Origin of the sequence: Legionella bononiensis (assembly GCF_016786215.1) — a bacterium.
GTDB classification, from domain to species: domain Bacteria; phylum Pseudomonadota; class Gammaproteobacteria; order Legionellales; family Legionellaceae; genus Legionella; species Legionella bononiensis.
The window spans coordinates 130,387-151,899 of record NZ_JADOBG010000001.1; the positions used below are offsets into that span (position 1 = coordinate 130,387).

Sequence of the window (21,513 nt, forward strand, 5' to 3'; positions counted from 1 at the left end):
AACAACATGAGGTACTGGGAAAATTAATGAACTCTCTTAATAAGCCTGATACCAATGAAGCGTTACTGAGTTTTCCAGAGCAGTTTAAACAGGGGGAGAGTATTCTCAAACAGGCACCTAATGGGGATTCATTTATCGAATCGATACGTTCAGTATTGGCAAAAGCACCAATAATCGGTGTTCTGTTTAAAAGTGACGGTGAATTAAAAGCAGATAAAATAGATCATTGTGTTGTAACCATGTTTAAACATCAGTTGGTTGAACTCAAGAGTGGCAATGATAACACGATTGCTTCTGAAGATACTGAGGTGTACCAGAGTACACCAAAAGCCACATAAATTGTATGACCAGTTTTGCGGTGAATAATAGAGTCGATTTATAATCTGAATTTGATTCATGTTCAATAACAGAGTGAAAACCTGTTTTTTTATTTTTTGTCAGAAAAGCTATTAATCAGTGATAGGGTTGAGGCAGGATAATCCTTGTTTTAATTGTACAGGAGACGAATACGTTGAAGGATGTTTTATTTGAAAAAGATTTAAGTCGCAGAGATATCATTTCCTCTGTGGGTTTTGGTGGTTTCGCGAAACGTGATGGATTTTTTTCAGAGTTGAGAATAAAAAATGACGATTGTTCACTCCCTTCCCCTGAAGGTTCTATTAAATTTATAGCGTTTGACGTGTTCGGAACATTGGTTGATTGGCGTGGAACAATGATTAGAGAATTTGCTGTATTGTTTGAGGAAAAAGAAATAACCAATGTGAGCTGCGAGGAGTTTATAGGTCTCTGGGTCAATGCGTATTCCGAAAACATGACAAAAATCAGCGAAGGTACACGTCCTTTTGCAACAGTTGATGAACTCAATAAAATCGCTTTAAATAAAACTTTAGAGCACTATCAAATCCTTAATAAATTTACCGAGCCAGAGCGTGAGCAGATGTGGATGGTTTGGCATCGACTGGAACCATGGCCGGATGTTCCTTCGGGAATCAACAAGCTGAAGGAGCGATTCAGCATTGGTGTACTTTCCAATGGAAATATTCGATTGCTGGAGGATTTATCCAAAAATGCTGGTTTTGAATGGGATATTATTTTATCTGGTGAATTAGTTCAGTGTTATAAGCCCAATCCATTAGTCTATCAAAGTGCCGCAAAAGTATTAAAATTAAAGGCCTCAGAAATTTTGCTTGTGGCTTCACATAAATATGATCTTGAAGCAGCGCGACAGTGTGGTTTCAAAACAGCCTATATATTTCGTCCTTTAGAATTCGGAACTGTTAAAGAAGAACAAATTCCTGGTGATGACGGATTCGATTTTGTGACAGAAGGAATGGATGATTTGGCCAAACAAGTAACTGTGACGGCTCCTAAGCCAGAAGAAACCAAGTGTAGCCTGTATTAGACGAAGTCGTAATACAGGATGGATTCCATCCGAATTATTTCAGCTGTTTTCTCCATAATTCCACTCTTAAAAATAATGGATTGCACCATTCACAAATGAGGCGAATCCCCAGGATTTTATATGTCATCATGCTATTCATTTTGCAAGAAATAACATACTACCCTTGCAGCATCATTTTAAATTGCTGCACCTTTTTAGCCTCTGGAAGGAGACGTTGTTCCCGGGCTTTGCCCGCTGCGTCACTGGCCTTTTACTGCCAGTGACGCAGCGATTCGCTGCATCAAACAACAGAGTTTTCAAGGGCTATCCTTGAAAACTCTGTCACATTTTAAAAGCGATTACTCAAATGCGCATAAAATGCACTCAAATAAATGTAAAAAATCCAGCAAAAATCCCTTGATTGGATTGTGAGATATGCAGGCCTTTGCTACACTAACTTCAATCACAACTGATGAATCCGTGAAAGCCGGATGAAACCAAGTTAACCTGGTCTTGTGAATTGCTACCCTAATTCCCTAACTTCTGTAGCGGACGCCTAGTCGGGAACCAAAATTAACCTGAATCTTCAGGACCTAAAAAAACTAATTATTTTAATAATTAGTCACTAACAACATGTCGTACATGTTGACCTATCCTAATCAACGCAATGCTCTGCACCTCGTTGAACCTCTTGAATGATTAATAACTTATTAATTATTTGAATAAAAAACTTTGACTATAAATTGTGACTTTTTGACCCATTACATTTATTTTTTTGTGTTGTGAATTAATACACTGAAATTTTTGATGGTTTGTATTGTGAAGCAATGGATTAAATGACTTTGCTTTTTTTGTTTTTAAAATTTTAACTGGAGAACTCTATGAGTAATAACACCCGTGAAGTTAGTAATAGCGACATGTTGAGCACCGTTGATGAGATGCAGGATAAAAAAGAGTATCTATTAAGTCAGGAAAACTTTGAACGTTTGATGAATGTCCAAAAAACCGTAGAACAAGCAACTGAAATGAGACCAACCTTTAAGAAATTGATTAATAGTTTAGTGACTGAAGAAGCATTGAACACTCTTACTGAGCGTTTGATTAAACAAATGGCGTAATCTGAAATTGTGACTTTTAAACCAAGAATCGTATAAGGAGAATAAGACTTTAAAACGAAGTGTAGTATCGATTAAAGAAGTAACTACGGGTTTACCCCCGCATCGAGCCTAGTGGTCCTTACCAAGCATCATTTATATGAGCTGCTCGAATAACACTAAACAAAATCCTGGGTAAGCGTAGTGACATTAATAGGAACTTAAAGCCAATGAGCAGAAAGCAAAAATTAACCCAAACCATGATTCAATATCTGAAACAGGACAACCAGGGATCATTGAACACAAGACAGGTTCGCCTTTTTTCGATGAATCGAATCATTGACGATTTGTTTGCAGCGCGTATCGTTCCCATAACCTGGTATGCACTCACAACAGAACATATTAAAAAGTTAGTGAGCTATTGGCAAAACAAAGGGTTAAAAACGGCAACCATTATGAATTACCTGGTTTGTTTGCGCTATTTTTTAAATAAAATTAATCACACTATAGAGGGTATAGACAATCAATCATTGAGTCTTGTAAAACCACGAAACAACATGAGGCCAGAAATTCATAGCGACACCATTTTAAATGCAATCAACGAGCCCATTGCTTATCTATTATTTGCTTTACAAGCCAAATTTGGTCTCACACTCCTTGAATCCATGTTTCTTGTACCAGCCATCCACATTCATGAAAATGAACTTTGGATTACTAGAGAAATCAGCACTAATCGCAAAGATCGCCTGATACCCATTATTAATGAAGAGCAACAAATAATCATTACTAAGTTAGTCACCTTGACGGAAAACAAAAAGAGCCTGCATCAACAATTTGGCGAACATCATTTACGCCTTGCTTATAAATTTGCATTAAGTGCCTTAAAACTCCCTACGCAGGTGAGCTATCGATATTTATATGCTAAATCACGCTTTGATCATTTATGTAAAAACCACAGCAAATCAGATGCAAAAAAAATAGTGATTACTGAAACAAATATTAATAAAACCAGTCCTCTTTGGAACACGATCCATGAGTAAAACAAAATTGAGAAGTGCTACTTACTCCATTCATCATCTGGTGAAACAGATGAGGATCTCATCCTTCAATACTCGAGCAGATACGCGTGTCATGCTGGTGCGTTGCATTAAAGACTTACATGAGCTGGGCTTTAAAGTAGGGCATATCAAAGGAATTAAAGAACGGCATGTCCATGCCTTAATAGAACATTGGAAAAGCCAGGGGAAAAATCCAGCTACCATTAAAAATTACATGGCCAAACTGCGTAAAATGGCAATACAACTAGGCACTCCAGAACTTATCAAATCAGAAAACACTGCTTATCAAATTGAAAGTCGCTCTTACGTCCCCTCAGTCAATAAAGCCATTACTGATATTGATTTTTCACAGTGCTGCGATGCTCACATACGCTTGTCTCTTGAAGGCCAGGCATTATTTGGATTTAGGCGTGAAGAATCACTTAAATTTACCTTGAGTGAGGCTTATGAAGGAAACTATCTTAATATCCAACCCAGCTGGACCAAAGGTGGTATAGGCCGGATTATTAAAATAAGGACTGAGGAACAGCGACAATGGCTTAATCGAATCAGCCAGCTAGTCCGTCCTGGACAATCGTTGATACCACCAGAGAAGTCCTATAAAGAACAGGTGGGACATTATAAAACGATTACAGCTCAATTAGGCCTCTCTAATTTACATGGGCTTCGTCATGCCTATGCACAGCGTCGTTATCACGAATTGACCTGCTGGTTTGATGAAAACAAACAAGGGCTTTTGCCACCAATTGCAGGAGGAAAACTTTTTAAAGAGTTATCACAAAAAGAACAAGACTGGGACATACGTGCCAGACAGATTATTTCTAGAGAATTAGGCCACTCCCGCTTGTCCGTAACTAAAATTTATTGCGGTTAGTGATTATGTAAAGTAACTCGATGAAGTCCAATAAAATCAAGACCTAACCGCTTTAATACTTTACATAATATCAATACTACTTACGTTAAGTGCCATTAAAAAGTCAGCATTGCTCCTAAGCCTAATGTTCATAAAATTTATTGTGGTTAATTCATCATTTTTTGTAGAATTTATTAACTGATTTTAGTAGAATAATAAACAGAAAACACAACTGATGAACCAGTGTAATTCTGGTGAAACCGAACTCTTCGGTCTTGTGACTTGCTACCCTAATTCCCCAATCACTGTAGCTGAGCGTTTAGTCGGGAACCTGATATACCTTAATTCAATACACAAATATTGAATCCTATTAAAACAATAGAGGTGTACTCCTTTATTTTTATTTCATTAAAGCAATTAATCTTGTTTTGAACCCGTTTGAATTCATTGTCTGATACCTATCAGACAAACCCATTTTGAGAATATATTCTTTAACAATTTGGGTTATTCAACCATGTTTAAAAAAAGGTGAATGACGTAGGCTTACGCTGGAGAAGAACTCAGCGTTTGCTGACTATTTCTCTGGCTTTTACAGGAGAAATGGTCGTGCGTATTCAGACAGATACCTTAAAATATGCTAAGATTCTTAAAGTGAGTGGGTTTTCTAAAGAGTCATCAGAGGGATTTTTTTCCACACTGACTCAAATAGAAATTCACAACATTTATAGTATTGATGAGGTGGATAACATGTTAAGTGAAGCCGTCAGACAAGTGTTTGTTGAGCAAGATAAAAAACTTGTTGAACAGCGTCGCGAGTTCGATGAGCGAATGAAATCCTACAATGAGCAACTGCGTGAAAACAGGAGTGAGTTGTTGGCATCAAGACGCTGGATGATTGGTACAATCATCACAGTCGGTCTTTCATTAGCCGCTTATCTTTCAGCATTAATTCATTTCAATCACTAAACCTATTTAAAGGTTTGTAACCCATCGGGGAAATCACACTTCCTCATGGGGCAAGGGTATTTCCCAAAATCTAAGGAGAGAACCCATGCAACAAACATCTTTTGCAGAATACACCAATCAATGCACTCGAACTGATTTAGTCTTTTTTGATTTATTGCGCTCTATAGCTGAACTTCATGCCTATCAGCATGAAATATCAGCAGAAGACATAGCACAACTTCAAATTGGCGCTCGAACGTTGAATGGAATAATTGCAAGGAATACCACAACGAACCATTCCATACAGTTGGTCTAGGAAGCAGGATTAACCCTGTTACTTGTTTTACCCGTTTTAATCCGCACAATCGGAAAACTTCTGCCTTGTGCGGGAGTTCTCCGATTGTGCGATTTTTTATTAATTACATTTAAAGGAGAACTAAAATGGCAGTATTAAACAAAGTCCAATTAATCGGTCACGTGGGTCATTCACCTAGAAGTACCCAAACAAAGGAACATCAACCTGTTGCTTCAGTCTCGCTTGCCACGAATGAATCCTATCGCCGTAATGGCGAATGGGAAACCATTACTGAATGGCATCATCTGGTGTTTTTTGGAAAATTAGCAACTTTAGCTGTGGAACGCCTGCAAAAAGGCAGTCAGGTATATATTGAGGGCAAATTGCGCTCAAATAACTGGACTGATACAGAAGGTGTTAAACGCCAATCAATCAATATTGTGGTGCAAACCATACAGTTACTTGATAACGCAAAACCCAAAGAGCTACCCGAGCAAACTGATAAACCAACACCAGAAGAGTATTTAGCTCAAATGCACTCGATGTTGGAATGTGAAGAAGTTCCTTTTTAATTGTTTCATTAATCCCGAAGGGAGTTATCCCTTTGGGAACAACTCCTTTTTTAAAACTTAAGGAGAACCACTTAAAATGAATCCATTTGAACTGACAGCAGCATCTACTTTCCTCAGTTATTTTCCCGATGATATTGAATATTCAACCCTTATCAATCGGTTAAACAATGATGAATTAGGGACTGATGACGATGCAATAGATTTTTGGCAGCCTTTTGAATACTACCCAGGTGTATTCATCGCGGAATGCATAGAAACATTGCATGAACGATTGGTTAAAACGTTTCATACTCTAGCATAACCCTTGCAGGAATCTATCCTGAAAGGGATGGATTTTTGACTGTTTTTAAGGAAAACATCATGAATTTAATTGAGAAAATTACCGCAGCTGTATTAGAGGATGAAGAGCCAACAGAGAAACAGTCGGAGCTTTTAGTCGAATCGTACCTTAATAGCACCGACAGGCAGGCAATTGATAATTGCTTCACTTGTCTTTGTGGGTATAGCCTATCCAGTTTAATTAATTAAAGTAATTTAATAACCCTAATGGGAGCAAGACTCCCATTAGGGACTTGCTCCTTTTTCTTTGAATCAGGAGAACATAATGAATATTTTAACAACAGAACAACTTTATAAAGCAGCCCCTTCGCTATTTACTCAAGGAGCTGCTGAACATACCAGTGAGCGATATCAGCCAATTGCCACTTCTGACATCATTAATGTATTGCTTCAGGAAGGGTTTTATCCAACCAAGGCAACACAATCAGCGAGTAGACATGAAGAAAGGAAGGCCTTTGCAAAACACATGGTCCGATTTCGACATAGAAACTATCACGAGCAGGATGGCGGTTTATTTCCTGAACTGGTATTGGTCAACTCTCACGATGGCATGTCCTCGTATCGTTTGATGGCAGGACTGTATCGTCAGGTGTGCACCAATGGTATGGTTGCCGGTAAAAACTACAATGAAGTGCGTGTTAGACATCAAGGTGATGTTATTAGAAACGTCATTGAAGGAACCTATCAAGTTGTTGAGTCGTCTCACAGAATGCTTGATGCTGTGGAGCAAATGGAGGAGATTCAATTAACCAATGAGAGGCTTCTGGATTTTGCTCAACAGGCGCATGCTCTTCGTTTTAGTGAGGATGATAACCTGGTCATCGAGGCAAAAACTCTGTTAACTCCAAGGCGACGTGAAGACATGAAACGTGATTTATTTTCTGTTTTAAATGTCGTTCAAGAGAACCTTATCAAAGGAGGATTGCCTGGCTACAGACAGGATGAGAAAGGACGCTGGCGACGCGCTCGAAGCCGGCAAATTAAAGCAATTGATCAAAATATCAAAATAAATCGGGATCTTTGGAGCATTGCTGAAAATACTTTGTTATCTTGCCCTTAGAACTAATCTGTTCAAAGCCCCATATCCTGGGGCTTTTTTTTTGCCTTGAATTTTTCAAAAAACCTATTATCATTGCTTCATCTTTGCAAGGTTGGACTTGCATATACCAACACAAAGGGCTGATTTTGGCACAGGATCAGCCCTTTCTATTTTGTAACAAGAAGAATTTATGATTTCCTACCAAGCCCCGATGCTCCCCGATGTCAATTACGCACTGCTTGACGAAGACGCTTATTTTTCGTTAACTGATCTTGAATACGACACCATGAAAAGCTGTAGTCATTTTCTGGAAGAACTCAAATGGGTACTCATCGAAGAAAAACTGGTGCAGATACCTCAAATTCTGTGCGGTTATCTTTGCGCCTACCTCGGTACAATCACCACGGTACACACCGTTAAAAAAGCAGAAGCTTTAGTACCATCTCTCCTTACGCTCATCCAGCACCAGGCAAAAGCCTCACTCGATGCTTTTGCACAACACCCCATCAATCACAGCGTCAAAAGCACGGAAAAAAAGAAAATCCATCTGGATCAACTGCGCAACATCACCCCTGGCAGCATCGTGGTGCAAACCATGCGCCTTGGGCGAGAAATCATGGACATGTTTGACGAAATAAATAATCAGCCAGGAATCAGAAGCAAGAAAAAGCAACCTACCCCCTTCTGCTCCGATGAATCACTGACAAAACTCATGCTGCTGATGGGCTCAGAACAATGCGCACAATGGAGAGAAGAACTCGATGGGCTTTCAGACCATTATGTTCTCAATCAATTAGCCATCCAAATTGGTTGGGTGATGGGCTATTTCACGCACCTTCAAAACAAATCCCTCAAAGAATCACAATATTTTGATTATGGCCTACCCTTAGTGAGCCTCTTTCAAGAACATATTTATCGCTTAATGGAATCGTACGCCACCGCAGAGCATGCAAAAATAGAAGCCCAGCAAAGCGCTCATTATGAAGAAACGGAATCCCTTTTAAGTGAAATTCGCCACCTTTCCGAACAGACCTACAACCAAAAAACGCCCGCTGCCAATGCATTTCAAAAAGAGGTTCTCATCGCCCATGCTGGCATTGAAAAAACACTCATGGAGCTGATAACCCAGGGGTATGAAATTAAAATCATTTTAATGAGCCTTTTTTATTTCTGGTTTACTTTGGAGGCGCCTATAAATGGATTCAGCAAACAAACACTGGACAAGACTGATCCATTCCACCACATGCTGCCCATCATTAAACTGGTCAAATCAACTACCCACTCCCTGCCCAAGCCAGAATTAAGCAAGGAAATTCGTGCGCTAAACGATTCTATGCAACAATTAAAAAAACATCTGACCCACCCTGAAAAATTGGATAACGTGCCGCAGAAAATTGCCCTGGAGCAGACCGAAGCGGTCAACACAGCCATTCACACCATCACCTGTGATTTCCTTAAAAAGGATATGCGCATCGAAGCCATTACTAATGCTTTATTCAGCCACTGGCTTCGTTTTTCCGTGTTTTTTGGTGTCAGTGAAAGTGAATGGCAAAAGATGGATTACTACCTGGTTGAGATTCTTAAAGCAGTCCGAGGTTATCTGGCTTCTGAATTAGGGCAATAAGACTCTTCTTCGGCTAAAATATTGGGTAAGTGCCTCCATTTCTATTTGTGATTAAGATTGGGTTACAATCGTAATCACAGGTATCCTGACTCGTCCCATATATTTATAATATAGCGTTTAGTCCTTTCTTTTCGATTAAAGAAAGTAATTTCAAAGAAGTACCTGCTGGTTTTTTAAGCCCCCTCTCCCATTGGCTAATAAGATCTTTAGATACATTAAGACAATACGCAAATATGGGTTGGCTCACATTTTCTCGTTCACGCAATGCCTTTATTTCTACAGGTAAAAATTCATGTATCGGGGTTAAACATGCGCGATCAAATTGTCGCATTGTTTTTTTATCAATAACACCCGCATCAAACATATCAACAACAGTTTCATGTACAGCCTCAAAAACCTCACTTTTATATGTTTTATTTGTGCTCATTATATAGTACCTCCACAAGTGCACCTGATTGGAGCAATCGCTCAATGTCATCACCAGAAAAATTAAGCATCTGCGAAGATAAATCTTTAAATATTTGCTCTTCTTCCTGGCTTATGTTGTCACGTTCATTTTTTGGAAATCCATACACTAAAAAGGCCAGATCTTTATATCGATATAAAATAATACACCGATACCCACCCGACTTTCCTTGGTTTGCTCTGCCAAGCCTTTGCTTTATAACTCCACCACCATAATCAACATCGATTAATCCTTTTTCAATCTCTTTTATTAACTTACATAATTGAGAATCTAAAATACGCTCTTTCTTTGCAAATTTAGTAAACCATTTGTTTTTAAAAACCCGCAAAATAACATTCCATATTTCTTTTTATTATATGGTGTAATTATATAGCACTCAGTTCTATATTTCAAGAAATACTGACCCAAATACTAACCCAATTATTAACAGATAAATTCTAAAAGATTAAATCCTGATAGATGGAAATCCAGAATATTAACCTTATAGAAATAAAGGACATGCTGAATTTCGGAAGATTTTCACCATCCGTAATGGCTATTCCAAAGCTCAGAAATAATGTAAACCCCCTCTTCATCAAGGTAGGATCGAGCATCAACAAAGTTTGATGTACCAACTTTTTCAAGTAGTTCTTGACCGCACTCAGGATCAAAAAAAGAGTACATCATAGCAAGCAATACTTGTTTGCTATGGCTATAACCGCCTATGGACTCTTTAATGAATTGATAGTTGGGTTCTAACTGCCATCTTTTGTGGGCATCATTGAGTGAGGATGCTTTTAGGTTAAAAAATTCAACACCAACTTTTTTTACACCTTGCTTCCAAGCCTTATCAAAGCGGATCATGAGATCATTTCTGTTATTCATTAGTTGTCCACCGTTTTGTATTTTATTCTCATTAACATCTACTTTACTTTAATGGCTTAAATAAGACCAAATTATGGTTCAAATAATTCTTCTATTGTTTCCTGCATTTCGTCCTGACTGGGCTTCGCATAACGAAAAATTTCTTTTATTGAAACATTTCCACTAAGTTCCTGAGCAAAATGCACTCCATGCTTATCTGTTACTTTTTTCAAAAAAGTATGCCGAAGTTTATGAGGTGTAAATTCAAATCGCTCATTCTCTGGTAAAAGTGCAAGCACTTGTTTTAAAACTCGCTGACATATTCGAAATATATTCCGAGTATTAATACGATTCCCTGCCCTATTAATAAATAAGGGTTGGTCAGATTCTATAGCTCGACTCTTTAAATAATGTTCCAAATGTTCTCTACTTTCTTGCGGTAAGGGAATTTTAGTAGTCACCCGTTTACTTTTATGTCGTACTACAGAATGAAGCCCTTTTGAATGATATTGGTGTACATTTAATGAGACCAATTCAGATTCCCGCAAACCTGTTCCCAACAACACATAAAAAACAGCAGTTTCCAATAATGCATTTTGATTTTTTCGAGTACATATTTTAGCGCGTTGCTCGCAGGCTGCTTTTAAGCGCATAAGCTGTTTCGAGTTCAAGCCATTCCATTCTGGAGCATCTGTCTGTAAATCTTTAACCCCTGATAACGGATCGCCCGCAATTAAGGGTCGTTGTTGATAAAGCCAACGGCCTGCATGACGAATGGTTGCCATGGTCCGATTAATGGAAGTTGCTTTGTATGCTTTTCCGGTTTTCTCCGAAATGGTATTGCATAAGGAACGTTGAAATTGTTTACTTACTGCTGGTGTCCAATTATCTACCTGGTCGTGCCCTACTTCGACCTGAAAAAAATTTAAAAATTTAGATAAGTCTTTTTGTTTAGCCTGAACTGTTTTTTCGGGCGCACCTTTGACATGAACCTGAAAATAAAATGACAACCAGGCCGATAACGAATTGGTATCAAAATGAACATCCAAAGGATGAAAAACCTTATCTACCCCAAACTTTCGATTTTTGTTGTTTTTATCATTCAGTAAATTCAAGGCATGCTCCATGAGTATTTTTCTCATTTTACCTCATTTGGGGTAGATAAGGTACGTTATCTACCCCAAATGAGTCGCTTTGTTTATTTGGTAGATAATTTTTATACCATAAAATTGTTTATTATTTTGAGTACATCAATTTAGGAATTAAGCGCACATAAATCAATTCACTGATCAGCTCCACAAGTGTCTGAGTAACAATGATTGCAGGAAGTATTGGAGTAGCACCTGGAATTGCTAGGGCAAGCGGTAAAACTACAAGTGAATTGCGAGTACTTGCGCTAAAAGCTACTGAACGACTGGCCGGCACATCCAGTCGGAGCATTCGGGCGACAAACCATCCGATTAGAGGCGCGATAATTGCAAAGGCAATGTAAATCGGAATTGCTTTTAAAACCAACTTAATGGAAAGTCCAAGTTGTGGGATTACCGACGCAATTACCAAGAAAAGCACAAGAGCTGTTGCTGGTACTGGAAGTAATCCAAGTGCTATTAAAACTCTCTTCCCTGTTAAGCTACGTGATGCCCATGCCTGCACGAATAGTGCAAATAAAAGGGGAATAGCAATTAACCATATAAACGCTTGAACAAATGGACCAATTTGAACTAAGTGTGTGGCTCTCTCTCCAAGGAACAAACCGAGATAAATTGGGAGCAGTAGTATCTGTACGATAAGAAGCGCTGGTGTAGCTACCAGCAATAAGCGAGCATTGGCTTGCCCGAGATGTGAAAAGGTTACGACATAATCGATGCAAGGAGTGAGCAAAACCAACAGTACTCCAAGTCGCACCATAAAATCCGTGGGAAGAAATGGAACTAAAATCGCAACTAATAACGGAAGTACCATAAAATTGACTAAAAGCAGGATGCCTAGAAAGTGAAACTGTAAGAGTGACCTCTTCAAATCAGCAATTGGCACTTGGAGGAACGTTACAAATAACATCAGTGCTAATGCCGGATTTACTACATGTTCAAAAGCTATTGTGCTTGAAAAAATCATAGAAATTAAGATTGCCACTACAACCGCACCAAAATAAATGCTAATTTGCCAAGTATCTAATGTTTCTCTGATTTTGGTGGTGTTCATTTTTTGCCTCTTTACACAATTGACTATTAAAATTCCCTGGCAGGGAACGCAATGACGTCATGATATCGTCTTGTATCGTTCGATTGTATAAAAATATATAATTTAGAAGCCTTCTATTTTTTGGACTAATGCTATTTAAGGCTTAATTTTTTTCCTGCCAAATAAATATAAAACTTACAGCCCTAATAAGAATTTAAATTCTTTGAGCATAGTGCAAACTCTTGCACTATGCTATACTTGTAATACATGTGTTACACTTAAAGGAAACTTATGTTAGCCGTTCGCTTACCGGAGAAACTTGAAGAACGTTTGTCACGCTTAGCAGAACAAACACATCGTTCTAAAAGTTATTATGTAAAACAAGCAATCGAAGATTTTCTAAATGAACAGGAAGAGCACCTTATTGTCCTTTCACGATTAGAAAAGAGAAATCCTCGTATAACTCTTGAAGAAATGGAAAACCGCCTTGGCCTGGAAGATTGAATTTGATACTGATGTAGAAAAAGATCTAAAAAAACTAGGACACTCTGCCCAAAAGAGAGTTATTAAATATCTAAAGGAGCAAGTAATTCCTGCTGAAGATCCGCGATCATTTGGTAAACCATTATCAGGTAACCTTTCGGGGCTGTGGCGTTATCGTACGGGGGATTATCGTATTATCGCAAAAATTGAAGACGATCATTTTATAATTCTTATTGTCCATATAGGACATCGAAAAAACGTTTACGATTAACTGGATAATCCTGGTCATTACTCATTATTATTAATCCTATTGCACAGACTAAGTGTCTTTTTATTTTCTGTTTGTAGGGTAGTATGGGAAATTTTAAATTGGTTTAATAATAATAACTGAACTTCATCCCTGACCAGTTCTTCCTTAAAACGAGAATCAATGACAAGGTGAGCTGTTAAGCTAATCTTATCGGAAGTAATAGCCCAAATATGTAAATCATGTACGTCTAAAATACCTTTTATAGACATTATTCGAGACTTAATTTGGTTAAAATCAATTCCTGCGGGTACGCCTTCTAAAAGGATGTTTATAGTCTCTTTGAGAAGTATCCACGTGCGGGGCAATACCCACAATCCAATTAAAACTGCGATAGCTGAGTCCACCCAGCTCCAATCTGTGAAGCGAATTAAAAGCGCTGCAATAATCACCCCTACAGAGCCTAACATATCACTCCATACCTCAAGATAAGCACTTTTTAAATTTAAATTTTTATCTTTGTCACGGGATAATAAATACATAGATGCTAAATTAATAAGCAGACCGAGACTGGCAATAATTAACATACCGGTGGAATAAATTTCAGGAGGTTGTTTTAACCGTTGATATGCCTCATATATAATATAAAGCGCTACTACAAAAAGAAGAGCGGCATTAAATGCAGCAGCTAGAATTTCAAATCGATAGTAACCAAAAGTACGGCGTGCATCAGCCGGTCGTTTACTTACATGAATAGCAATTAGTGCAATAATTAACGCAGTAACATCGGTTAACATATGCGCAGCGTCGGAGATTAATGCAAGGCTGCCGGTTAGAATACCGCCGATTAGCTCAGCAATCAAAAAACCACCTGTTAATGAAAGAGCCCACCAAAGTGATTGTTCTCTCGAAACTCCTTGAACATTGGGCTTAATCTTTTTGTCCATAATGTCTTCCTAACAATGATGTGTCACATCACTCCCGATGCATCTAACAATTAGCACTTAAAGGCACTTGGCACACCCTTTATAACATTCTAAATGAAACCCCGTGTAAAAAAATGGCTGCAAACATTAGAAAAATAAAGAGAACAATAATGAAATACCGGCTTTTTCTTTTTTTAAAAATGAAAAGAGAAAGCCCGCATAACACAATGACTGCTGCAGACAGAGCGACTAAAAACCACGGAGTAAGTTCCATCATCTTTCCTTGACTGATTAAACACCTGAGCTATTCTTTAGGTTCATGCATATGTCCACCATCACCACCAAACCCTCCTTGATATCCTTCCTCAGGATGAGCTGTATCAGGATTTTTTTTTGCACAGGACATTAAACTGCAACCTAATAAGAATACCCCTATCAAAACAATAATTTTTTTAAATCCCATAGTCATTTTTTATTTCCTTTTGAATCGATACTTATTAAGCATAACATACTGAATATTAGGATGTATTCCTATTCTATTTGAGGATAATATGTCCCAACCCCAACACTACATCATTTATTTTTATTATATTCCTCCAAATAATTAATTATCTTAGTGACGTCGTTAATGTTCATAGGCTTTGCAAAGCAAGGGTAACGACTGTTTTTTAAAATTTTATGAGGTGATGTACTCAATAATATAATGGGGGTCAGTTTATTAAAGATTGATTGTTCCCGGATAAGATCAGTCAGTTCAAAACAATCGCATTCTTTATTAAGCTCAGCATCAATCAAAATGACATGATAGGTTTTTAATTCCACCAAAACTAAGGTGGATTCAACATCCAAGGCCATATCGACACAATGCCCCAATTGAGTTATTTGAGCGCGTATAATAATCCGTGCGCCAAGAGAGGGTTCGGTTACTAAGAAATGCAATTTGCTATTCATATACTACCTCTCAATATATAGCCTCTTTTGTTAACACTCCCTTATTTCTTATTTTTAATGCCTACACACTGCATGCCTTAAAGCACTACAAATCCAAACATTCAAACTCACTCCTGAATTTTTTGCCGCCATGAATACATCTCGATGAAGCTCGGGCGAAATAGTGAGTGTCAATTGTCCTAATAAAGGTACTTCAGGCTCTTTAAATTGTTTCTCACAACTTTTTAGATAATGATCAATCGCTTCCATAAAGGCTTTTTTTAAATGGTGAGCCATAGTTGCCTGAAAAGTAATTACCGCTTGCGTATTAATTATTTCTCCAAAAAACAATTCATTGAGATCGTCAAATACCACATGTCCAATGTAGCCTTTATACTGCAACATAACGACCTCCTAACTCATGTAACAAGCGTACTATTTACGCCCTTTAATTACTTAATTAACGTGTCACTTTCGGCTAAATGAGTCTTTTTCATATAGCTTTTATGAGCGTTCAGCAATCGTAAACCATTTGCCACCACTATTAAACTAGCACCCATATCAGCAAATACAGCCATCCACAAGGTAGCTAATCCACTAAGAGCTAAAATAAAGAACACCAATTTAATAATCAGGGATAGGCTGATGTTTTGCTGTAGAATACGAGACGTTTTACGACTTAAGTGAATGTATAAAGGCAGCATCGCCAGATTATCATTCATTAAAGCGACATCGGCTGTTTCTAAAGCAGTATCAGTGCCTTTTCCCATAGCAAAACTTATAGTAGCTGCAGCCAAGGCTGGGGCATCATTAATTCCATCACCGACCATCCCTACTGCTTTATATTCCTTCAGAAGAAGACCAATAGCCTTCATTTTGTCTGTAGGTAATACATTCGCTTGTACTTCATCAATTCCTACAAGCGTTGCAATAGCACGAGCGGTAATGGCATTATCTCCGGTGAGCATCGCAGTTTTTATGCCTTGTTGATGCAAGGCTTCAATAGCCTTTTTACTGGTGGGACGAAGTGTATCTGCTACAGCAAAAATCGCTAAAACCTGAGTCTTATTGCTTAAGATCACGGTTGTTTTCCCTTCTTCTTCCAATCGTTCGAGCGCTTGTTCGACTCCTAAACTACATACTTCATTGTCTTCAGCTAATTGATGATTCCCTACATAATAGAGTTCTTGGTCAACGAGGCCTTTAACACCTCGACCTGGCAATGCGCTAAATTGATCTATGGATAGCATCACTTCATCAGGCTGCTCTTGATGCCAATAGGCCACCAATGCGTGTGCCACGGGATGTTCGGAGTGAGAATCGAGGCTTGCTGCCAATAGTAATAACTCGCTCTTTGTATGGTTTTTATCATAAGCAATAAAATCGGTAACTACCGGTTTTCCTTCAGTTAATGTGCCTGTTTTATCCAGGGCAATTAATTTTAAGCGATATCCATTCTCTAAATAACTTCCCCCTTTGATAAGTATCCCGCTCTTAGCTGCAGCGGCTAAACCACTTACCACTGTAACAGGTGTCGAGATAACTAAGGCACAAGGGCACGCAATAACCAGTAAGGTTAATGCTTTATAGATCCAATCATAAAAAGGATAACCAAATACCAAGGGTGGGATAAGGGCGATTAGAACGGCAATGAGTACCATTATTGGGGTATAATACCTCGCAAATTGATCGACAAATCGCTGAGTTGGCGCACGCTCACTTTGTGCTTGTTCAATCGCCTTACCAATTTTTGCGAGTAGGGTATCCCCTGAAGCATTACTCACTTTGACTTCAAACGAACCATGTTCATTGAGTGTTCCGGCAAAAACACTATCCCCTACTCGTTTACTCACCGGCATTGATTCTCCAGTAATAGGCGCTTGATTCACCGTACTTTGACCTGAAATCAAATGACCATCGAGAGGAATACGCTCACCGGGTTTCACTCTAAATACGGCACCAGGTTGTACTTCTGTAACAAGTAGTGTGTGCCATTGACCATTGTCCCCTTTAACCAGAGCGACCTCTGGGGCAATTTCCATTAAACTTCGAATCGCCTGACGTGCCTTATCTAAGGAATAACGCTCAATACGCTCAGCAAGTGCAAATAAAACGGTCACCATTGCAGCTTCTGGCCATGCACCAATAAAGGCAGCACCCGTTATGGCAATTAACATTAAGCTGTTAATGTTCATCGCTTTCGTGCGTAAAGCAATCCACCCTTTTTTAATGGTTGCAGGACCACTTAACGCTATAGCTAATAAGGCAGGAACAATGACCCAAATGGATTGTTCTGATGCAAAATAATACGCAGCTAATTCTGAAAAAAGTGCAAATAATCCAGCAATTCCAATGGCACCCCAAGACGCATCAATACCAAAACGCTTGCCCTTTTGGTCTGACACATTGCTACTTTTAGAACGAACGCTCATACCCAGGCTTTCAATTTTTTGCTGTATGGGCTCAATAGTAGATAAAGAATGGTGTACGGTTACTTCTTCCGCGATGAAATTAAAATCTAATTGTTTTATTTCAGGTATCGTTTGTAATTGCTTTCTGATTAATTGTTCCTCAGAAGGACAATCAAGGCCTGCAACAAAAAAGGTCGTTAATGTTAAAGGTGCGGTCATAGTTAACACTCCAAATAGGCCTTGTTCTACCAATTAAGATATTCAACACCTTGCTCTCAAAGACGTGTTCCATTAGAAAAAACCTATTAACTGTCCGTCTCTTCGGTAAAGTGCTTTAGCATGTCATCTAAAATACAGCGTACATGCGCATCATAAATACTGTAATAAATGTGTTTGCCTTCTCGGTTAGCAACGAGCAGTCGAGCCGAACGAAGTAAACTCAAATGATGACTGGTTAGTGGTACCGATAATTGTAATTGTTGTGCCAGTTCAGAAACAGACTTAGCACCTTCTAAACAAGTCACCAAAAGTCTTAAGCGATTAGGTTCACCCATTAAATGTAAAATATCACTTAGCGTTATCATTTGATCGTGTGTTAGCATAATGACTTAAACAGTTAAACAAGTATTTAACTATTACTATAGCTAAATACCGTGCTTTGTCAAATTCACTCTGACTTTTTTTGTGGACTGAGTTGCCCATTTTTACGGCGGTCATGAAAAATGTAATATAGTCCTGGTAAAACCAACAGGGTCAGGAAAGTGGATGAAATAATCCCGCCAATAACTACTGTTGCCAAAGGGCGTTGCACCTCAGAACCGGTACCTGTTGCAAGTGCCATAGGCACAAAACCCAAGGAGGCGACTAACGCGGTCATCAATACTGGGCGAAGTCGTGCTAGTGAGCCTTGCAATACTGCATCTTTTAAATAAAACTTTTTTTGTTCCCGCAATTTATTAATAAAGGTAATCATAACCAAGCCATTGAGTACCGCAACACCCGATAAAGCAATAAATCCTACACCTGCTGAAATAGATAAAGGAATATCCCGTAACCATAAAGCAATAATCCCACCTGTTAAGGCCAAGGGTATTCCTGAGAATACTAATAAGGCATTTTTAACGCTCCCAAAACTCATAAAAAGGAGTAAGAAAATCCCGATTAAAGTAATCGGCACTACAATTTGGAGGCGTTGCGTGGCGGATTGCAATTGTTCAAATTGTCCTCCCCAGGTAATCCAATAACCGCTAGGGATCTTGACATTTTGCTCAATTCGTTGTTTTGCTTCATTCACAAAAGAACTTAAGTCACGATTTCGTACATTGGAACTGACCACAACACGGCGCTTACCACTTTCACGACTGATTTGATTCGGACTTTCACTTCGAACAAAAGAGGCGACTTCATTTAGAGGTATAAAATGACGCTCTCCATCTTTTGAGGGCGGCAGAGGAATAAATATTTGGCGCAATACATTAGGATCTGAGCGCATGGATTCTGGCAGACGGACGATCAAATCAAAACGTTTGTCCCCTTCAAACAACTCCCCTCCCTTCTTACCGCCTGTCGCAATGACAATGGCATCTTGTACGCTACTGATTTGTAGTCCATAACGTGCTAAAGCCTCACGATTAATCTTAACGGTTAAAAGAGGTAACCCGCTCACCTGTTCGACTTTTACATCCGCAGCCCCTGGAACCTTTTTTAATTGGGCGCTTATAGATTCAGCAATTTTTAACAAAACATCCATATCATCACCAAATACTTTCACAGCCACATCACTGCGAACTCCTGAAATCAACTCATTAAAACGCATTTGAATGGGCTGGGTGAATTCATAATTGTTCCCTGGAACTTGCTGAACTGCCTGTTCAATTTCTTGAACTAATTCCTGTTTAGTTTTTTTAGGATTAGGCCAATCTTTACGTGGCTTTAGCATAATAAAGGTATCTGCCACGTTAGGCGGCATGGGATCAGTAGCGACTTCTGCAGTACCTAATTTTCCAAACACAGTGCTTACTTCAGGGAACTCTTTTACCCGTTTTTCTACTAAATCCTGCATGGTAAGGGCTTGGGTTAAACTGGTTCCAGGAATACGCATCGCATGCATGGCGATGTCTCCCTCATCAAGGCTGGGTATAAATTCTCCGCCTAAACGAAAAGCCAGGAAAAGGCTTACTGCTACTAAACATAATGCGGCACCCAAGACCACTTTTCGGGCATGAAAACACCGTCTTAATACGACGGCATATCCTAGACTCAGATGATGCACTAACCAATTTTCTTTTTCTTGGACCCGACCATTTAAAAAGATAGCAACTGCTGCAGGCACAAAGGTTAAGGCAAAGAGCATAGAAGCTAACAGGGCAATGATGACCGTTTCTGCCATAGGCAGAAACATTTTACCTTCAACTCCGGTTAAGGTTAAAATGGGCAAATAAACCACGGTAATAATGAACACTCCGAAGATGCTTGGTCTAATGACTTCTGTTGTGGCATAGGAGATGACTTTTAAGCGCTCTTCAAGATTTAAAATGCGCTTCAAAGCATGCTGTTGCTCTCCTAAATGTTTGATGCAATTTTCAACGATAATCACCGCACCATCCACTATCAAACCAAAATCCAGCGCTCCTAAGCTCATTAAATTGGCACTGATTTTATTCTCAACCATCCCTGTAATAGTTAGTAACATTGATAAGGGAATAACCATGGCAGTAATTAAAGCCGCGCGAACGTTACCTAAAAAGAGAAACAGAATCACACAGACTAATAACGCCCCTTCCAGTAAATTTTTCTTGACTGTATTAATCGTTGCATTTACTAATAAGGTTCTGTTGTAGACTGTCACGGCCTCAACCCCGGACGGAAGTGATTTATTAATTTCCTTCATTTTTGCAGCCACACGCTCAGATACGGTTCTGCTGTTCTCACCCATCAACATAAATACCGTTCCTAAAACGACTTCCTTACCATTCTCAGTCGCAGCACCAGTACGTAATTCTTTTCCTATAGCCACCTCAGCTACATCGCGTATACGAACAGGAGTTCCTTCAAAACTTGCAATAACAATGTTCTCTATATCTGCACTATCTTTTACTTGACCTGGAACACGAATTAAATTTTGCTCGCCATTAGTTTCAATATAGCCAGCACCCACATTAGCATTATTGCGTTCCAAAGCCTCAACGACATCATTTAAACTCAACCGATAGCGCACCAGTTTCATGGGGTCGGGCGTGATATGAAATTGCTTTTCATAACCTCCAATCGTATTAACCTCTGCAACGCCTTCAACATTACGTAATTGCGGTTTAATAATCCAATCTTGAATGGTACGCAGCTCTGTAGGATTGTACCGTTGGCTGACAGGCACGTTCGCCTGATTGGTCACGGTGTACATAAAAATCTCACCAAGACCGGTAGAAATGGGTCCAAGAGTTGTTTCCACCTCAGGGGGTAGCTTATTTTTCACTTCTTGCAAGCGTTCATTAATGAGCTGCCGTGCAAAATAAATATTGGTACCGTCTTTAAAGACCACCGTCACCTGAGATAATCCATAACGTGATAAAGAGCGGGTGTAACTAAGACTTGGCAAACCACTCATCGCCAATTCCATTGGGAAGGTAATGCGTTGCTCCACCTCAAATGGGGAGTACCCCGAAGCCTGAGTATTAATCTGTACTTGCACGTTCGTAATATCAGGCACGGCATCTATTGGAAGGCGTTGAAAGTTATAAACCCCAAGACCAGCAATAGCAGCAGTAAACAACAACACAAACCAACGGTGTTTTAAGGAAAACCGAATAATTTTCTCAAGCATTATTGA

At 39.0% G+C, this 21,513-nt stretch carries 26 protein-coding genes; 14 read left to right on the top strand and 12 right to left on the bottom strand.

The annotated features are described in order from the left end of the window. Positions 1-26 precede the first annotated feature (26 nt). The 12 genes from IZU94_RS00600 to IZU94_RS00655 all read left to right on the top strand — a co-directional run bounded on the left by IZU94_RS00600 (position 27) and on the right by IZU94_RS00655 (position 9,200). Complete coding sequence (locus tag IZU94_RS00600; protein WP_203107356.1) at positions 27-338, top strand: hypothetical protein; 312 nt, start codon at positions 27-29, stop codon at positions 336-338. A 173-nt stretch (positions 339-511) separates the two neighbouring features. After that, positions 512-1,402: a haloacid dehalogenase type II gene (locus tag IZU94_RS00605; RefSeq protein ID WP_203107358.1), complete on the top strand. Its 891-nt coding sequence runs from the start codon at positions 512-514 to the stop codon at positions 1,400-1,402. A gap of 860 nt (positions 1,403-2,262) precedes the next feature. After that, entirely contained in the window at positions 2,263-2,499 is a 237-nt protein-coding gene (locus IZU94_RS00610; protein ID WP_203107360.1) for a hypothetical protein, read from the top strand. A 206-nt stretch (positions 2,500-2,705) separates the two neighbouring features. Next, a complete protein-coding gene (locus IZU94_RS00615) occupies positions 2,706-3,515 on the top strand; it encodes a phage integrase N-terminal domain-containing protein (protein WP_203107362.1) in 810 nt (269 codons plus the stop codon). Next, the gene (locus tag IZU94_RS00620) at positions 3,508-4,407 is read left to right on the top strand and encodes a phage integrase N-terminal domain-containing protein (protein WP_203107364.1); all 900 of its coding nucleotides are present in this window, start codon (positions 3,508-3,510) and stop codon (positions 4,405-4,407) included. Before IZU94_RS00615 ends, IZU94_RS00620 begins: the two co-directional genes overlap by 8 nt. Positions 4,408-4,914: 507 nt before the next feature. Beyond that, positions 4,915-5,352: a hypothetical protein gene (locus IZU94_RS00625; protein ID WP_369410890.1), complete on the top strand. Its 438-nt coding sequence runs from the start codon at positions 4,915-4,917 to the stop codon at positions 5,350-5,352. An 85-nt stretch (positions 5,353-5,437) separates the two neighbouring features. Next, the gene (locus tag IZU94_RS00630; RefSeq protein ID WP_028383804.1) at positions 5,438-5,647 is read left to right on the top strand and encodes a hypothetical protein; all 210 of its coding nucleotides are present in this window, start codon (positions 5,438-5,440) and stop codon (positions 5,645-5,647) included. A 125-nt stretch (positions 5,648-5,772) separates the two neighbouring features. Then, positions 5,773-6,198: a single-stranded DNA-binding protein gene (locus IZU94_RS00635; RefSeq protein WP_028383803.1), complete on the top strand. Its 426-nt coding sequence runs from the start codon at positions 5,773-5,775 to the stop codon at positions 6,196-6,198. Between the two features lie 76 nt (positions 6,199-6,274). Next, positions 6,275-6,499, top strand: a complete 225-nt coding sequence (locus IZU94_RS00640; RefSeq protein ID WP_006871715.1) for a hypothetical protein — start codon at positions 6,275-6,277, stop codon at positions 6,497-6,499. A gap of 59 nt (positions 6,500-6,558) precedes the next feature. Next, positions 6,559-6,726 carry a hypothetical protein gene (locus IZU94_RS00645; RefSeq protein ID WP_006871714.1) on the top strand — a complete coding sequence of 56 codons (168 nt, stop codon included), beginning with the start codon at positions 6,559-6,561 and terminating at the stop codon, positions 6,724-6,726. Positions 6,727-6,802: 76 nt separating this feature from the next. Then, a complete protein-coding gene (locus IZU94_RS00650) occupies positions 6,803-7,597 on the top strand; it encodes a DUF932 domain-containing protein (RefSeq protein WP_006871713.1) in 795 nt (264 codons plus the stop codon). Between the two features lie 169 nt (positions 7,598-7,766). After that, entirely contained in the window at positions 7,767-9,200 is a 1,434-nt protein-coding gene (locus tag IZU94_RS00655) for a hypothetical protein (RefSeq protein ID WP_203107366.1), read from the top strand. Between the two features lie 103 nt (positions 9,201-9,303). On the opposite strand, the gene IZU94_RS00660 is transcribed toward IZU94_RS00655, so the two are convergent. The 5 genes from IZU94_RS00660 to IZU94_RS00680 form a co-directional block, all read right to left on the bottom strand. Further along, complete coding sequence (locus IZU94_RS00660) at positions 9,304-9,627, bottom strand: helix-turn-helix domain-containing protein (RefSeq protein WP_015444995.1); 324 nt, start codon at positions 9,625-9,627, stop codon at positions 9,304-9,306. Next, on the bottom strand, positions 9,614-9,994 hold the full coding sequence (locus IZU94_RS00665; RefSeq protein ID WP_028383801.1) for a type II toxin-antitoxin system RelE/ParE family toxin: 381 nt from the start codon (positions 9,992-9,994) through the stop codon (positions 9,614-9,616). Before IZU94_RS00665 ends, IZU94_RS00660 begins: the two co-directional genes overlap by 14 nt. Positions 9,995-10,185: 191 nt before the next feature. Next, complete coding sequence (locus IZU94_RS00670; RefSeq protein ID WP_028383800.1) at positions 10,186-10,530, bottom strand: hypothetical protein; 345 nt, start codon at positions 10,528-10,530, stop codon at positions 10,186-10,188. A gap of 71 nt (positions 10,531-10,601) precedes the next feature. Further along, positions 10,602-11,651 carry a tyrosine-type recombinase/integrase gene (locus IZU94_RS00675; protein WP_203107368.1) on the bottom strand — a complete coding sequence of 350 codons (1,050 nt, stop codon included), beginning with the start codon at positions 11,649-11,651 and terminating at the stop codon, positions 10,602-10,604. A 94-nt stretch (positions 11,652-11,745) separates the two neighbouring features. Next, complete coding sequence (locus IZU94_RS00680; RefSeq protein WP_203107370.1) at positions 11,746-12,711, bottom strand: arsenic resistance protein; 966 nt, start codon at positions 12,709-12,711, stop codon at positions 11,746-11,748. 270 nt (positions 12,712-12,981) lie between these two features. Between IZU94_RS00680 and relB the strand changes: the two genes are divergently transcribed. Continuing rightward, on the top strand, positions 12,982-13,194 hold the full coding sequence (relB, locus tag IZU94_RS00685; RefSeq protein ID WP_006871706.1) for a type II toxin-antitoxin system RelB family antitoxin: 213 nt from the start codon (positions 12,982-12,984) through the stop codon (positions 13,192-13,194). Further along, positions 13,157-13,444 carry a type II toxin-antitoxin system RelE family toxin gene (locus IZU94_RS00690; protein WP_202972352.1) on the top strand — a complete coding sequence of 96 codons (288 nt, stop codon included), beginning with the start codon at positions 13,157-13,159 and terminating at the stop codon, positions 13,442-13,444. The genes relB and IZU94_RS00690 overlap by 38 nt, the downstream gene beginning before the upstream one ends. A gap of 17 nt (positions 13,445-13,461) precedes the next feature. Here IZU94_RS00690 and IZU94_RS00695 read toward each other — a convergent pair whose 3' ends face one another. The 7 genes from IZU94_RS00695 to IZU94_RS00725 form a co-directional block, all read right to left on the bottom strand. Then, positions 13,462-14,367, bottom strand: coding sequence for a cation diffusion facilitator family transporter (locus IZU94_RS00695; RefSeq protein ID WP_203107372.1), 906 nt, complete (start codon positions 14,365-14,367; stop codon positions 13,462-13,464). A gap of 283 nt (positions 14,368-14,650) precedes the next feature. Then, a complete protein-coding gene (locus IZU94_RS00700) occupies positions 14,651-14,815 on the bottom strand; it encodes a hypothetical protein (protein ID WP_203107374.1) in 165 nt (54 codons plus the stop codon). Positions 14,816-14,919: 104 nt separating this feature from the next. Further along, positions 14,920-15,297, bottom strand: a complete 378-nt coding sequence (locus tag IZU94_RS00705) for a response regulator (RefSeq protein ID WP_203107375.1) — start codon at positions 15,295-15,297, stop codon at positions 14,920-14,922. Between the two features lie 54 nt (positions 15,298-15,351). Further along, positions 15,352-15,681 (bottom strand): type II toxin-antitoxin system HicB family antitoxin, encoded by a 330-nt coding sequence (locus IZU94_RS00710; RefSeq protein WP_133137691.1) that lies wholly within the window; start codon positions 15,679-15,681, stop codon positions 15,352-15,354. Between the two features lie 47 nt (positions 15,682-15,728). Next, a complete protein-coding gene (locus IZU94_RS00715) occupies positions 15,729-17,906 on the bottom strand; it encodes a heavy metal translocating P-type ATPase (RefSeq protein WP_203107377.1) in 2,178 nt (725 codons plus the stop codon). A gap of 86 nt (positions 17,907-17,992) precedes the next feature. Continuing rightward, entirely contained in the window at positions 17,993-18,289 is a 297-nt protein-coding gene (locus tag IZU94_RS00720; RefSeq protein WP_028383794.1) for an ArsR/SmtB family transcription factor, read from the bottom strand. A 65-nt stretch (positions 18,290-18,354) separates the two neighbouring features. Further along, positions 18,355-21,507: an efflux RND transporter permease subunit gene (locus IZU94_RS00725; protein ID WP_028383793.1), complete on the bottom strand. Its 3,153-nt coding sequence runs from the start codon at positions 21,505-21,507 to the stop codon at positions 18,355-18,357. Positions 21,508-21,513 lie beyond the last annotated feature (6 nt).

What these genes read in the sequence shown, in the direction of transcription:
- IZU94_RS00710 (WP_133137691.1), bottom strand. Translation starts at nt 15,681, where the DNA reads ATGTTGCAGTATAAAGGCTACATTGGACATGTGGTATTTGACGATCTC.
- IZU94_RS00630 (WP_028383804.1), top strand. Translation starts at nt 5,438, where the DNA reads ATGCAACAAACATCTTTTGCAGAATACACCAATCAATGCACTCGAACT.
- IZU94_RS00620 (WP_203107364.1), top strand. Translation starts at nt 3,508, where the DNA reads ATGAGTAAAACAAAATTGAGAAGTGCTACTTACTCCATTCATCATCTG.
- IZU94_RS00705 (WP_203107375.1), bottom strand. Translation starts at nt 15,297, where the DNA reads ATGAATAGCAAATTGCATTTCTTAGTAACCGAACCCTCTCTTGGCGCA.
- IZU94_RS00670 (WP_028383800.1), bottom strand. Translation starts at nt 10,530, where the DNA reads ATGAATAACAGAAATGATCTCATGATCCGCTTTGATAAGGCTTGGAAG.
- IZU94_RS00715 (WP_203107377.1), bottom strand. Translation starts at nt 17,906, where the DNA reads ATGACCGCACCTTTAACATTAACGACCTTTTTTGTTGCAGGCCTTGAT.
- IZU94_RS00650 (WP_006871713.1), top strand. Translation starts at nt 6,803, where the DNA reads ATGAATATTTTAACAACAGAACAACTTTATAAAGCAGCCCCTTCGCTA.
- IZU94_RS00700 (WP_203107374.1), bottom strand. Translation starts at nt 14,815, where the DNA reads ATGACTATGGGATTTAAAAAAATTATTGTTTTGATAGGGGTATTCTTA.
- IZU94_RS00640 (WP_006871715.1), top strand. Translation starts at nt 6,275, where the DNA reads ATGAATCCATTTGAACTGACAGCAGCATCTACTTTCCTCAGTTATTTT.
- IZU94_RS00645 (WP_006871714.1), top strand. Translation starts at nt 6,559, where the DNA reads ATGAATTTAATTGAGAAAATTACCGCAGCTGTATTAGAGGATGAAGAG.
- IZU94_RS00680 (WP_203107370.1), bottom strand. Translation starts at nt 12,711, where the DNA reads ATGAACACCACCAAAATCAGAGAAACATTAGATACTTGGCAAATTAGC.
- IZU94_RS00655 (WP_203107366.1), top strand. Translation starts at nt 7,767, where the DNA reads ATGATTTCCTACCAAGCCCCGATGCTCCCCGATGTCAATTACGCACTG.
- IZU94_RS00635 (WP_028383803.1), top strand. Translation starts at nt 5,773, where the DNA reads ATGGCAGTATTAAACAAAGTCCAATTAATCGGTCACGTGGGTCATTCA.
- IZU94_RS00615 (WP_203107362.1), top strand. Translation starts at nt 2,706, where the DNA reads ATGAGCAGAAAGCAAAAATTAACCCAAACCATGATTCAATATCTGAAA.
- relB (WP_006871706.1), top strand. Translation starts at nt 12,982, where the DNA reads ATGTTAGCCGTTCGCTTACCGGAGAAACTTGAAGAACGTTTGTCACGC.
- IZU94_RS00720 (WP_028383794.1), bottom strand. Translation starts at nt 18,289, where the DNA reads ATGCTAACACACGATCAAATGATAACGCTAAGTGATATTTTACATTTA.
- IZU94_RS00600 (WP_203107356.1), top strand. Translation starts at nt 27, where the DNA reads ATGAACTCTCTTAATAAGCCTGATACCAATGAAGCGTTACTGAGTTTT.
- IZU94_RS00660 (WP_015444995.1), bottom strand. Translation starts at nt 9,627, where the DNA reads ATGAGCACAAATAAAACATATAAAAGTGAGGTTTTTGAGGCTGTACAT.
- IZU94_RS00725 (WP_028383793.1), bottom strand. Translation starts at nt 21,507, where the DNA reads ATGCTTGAGAAAATTATTCGGTTTTCCTTAAAACACCGTTGGTTTGTG.
- IZU94_RS00675 (WP_203107368.1), bottom strand. Translation starts at nt 11,651, where the DNA reads ATGAGAAAAATACTCATGGAGCATGCCTTGAATTTACTGAATGATAAA.
- IZU94_RS00695 (WP_203107372.1), bottom strand. Translation starts at nt 14,367, where the DNA reads ATGGACAAAAAGATTAAGCCCAATGTTCAAGGAGTTTCGAGAGAACAA.
- IZU94_RS00610 (WP_203107360.1), top strand. Translation starts at nt 2,263, where the DNA reads ATGAGTAATAACACCCGTGAAGTTAGTAATAGCGACATGTTGAGCACC.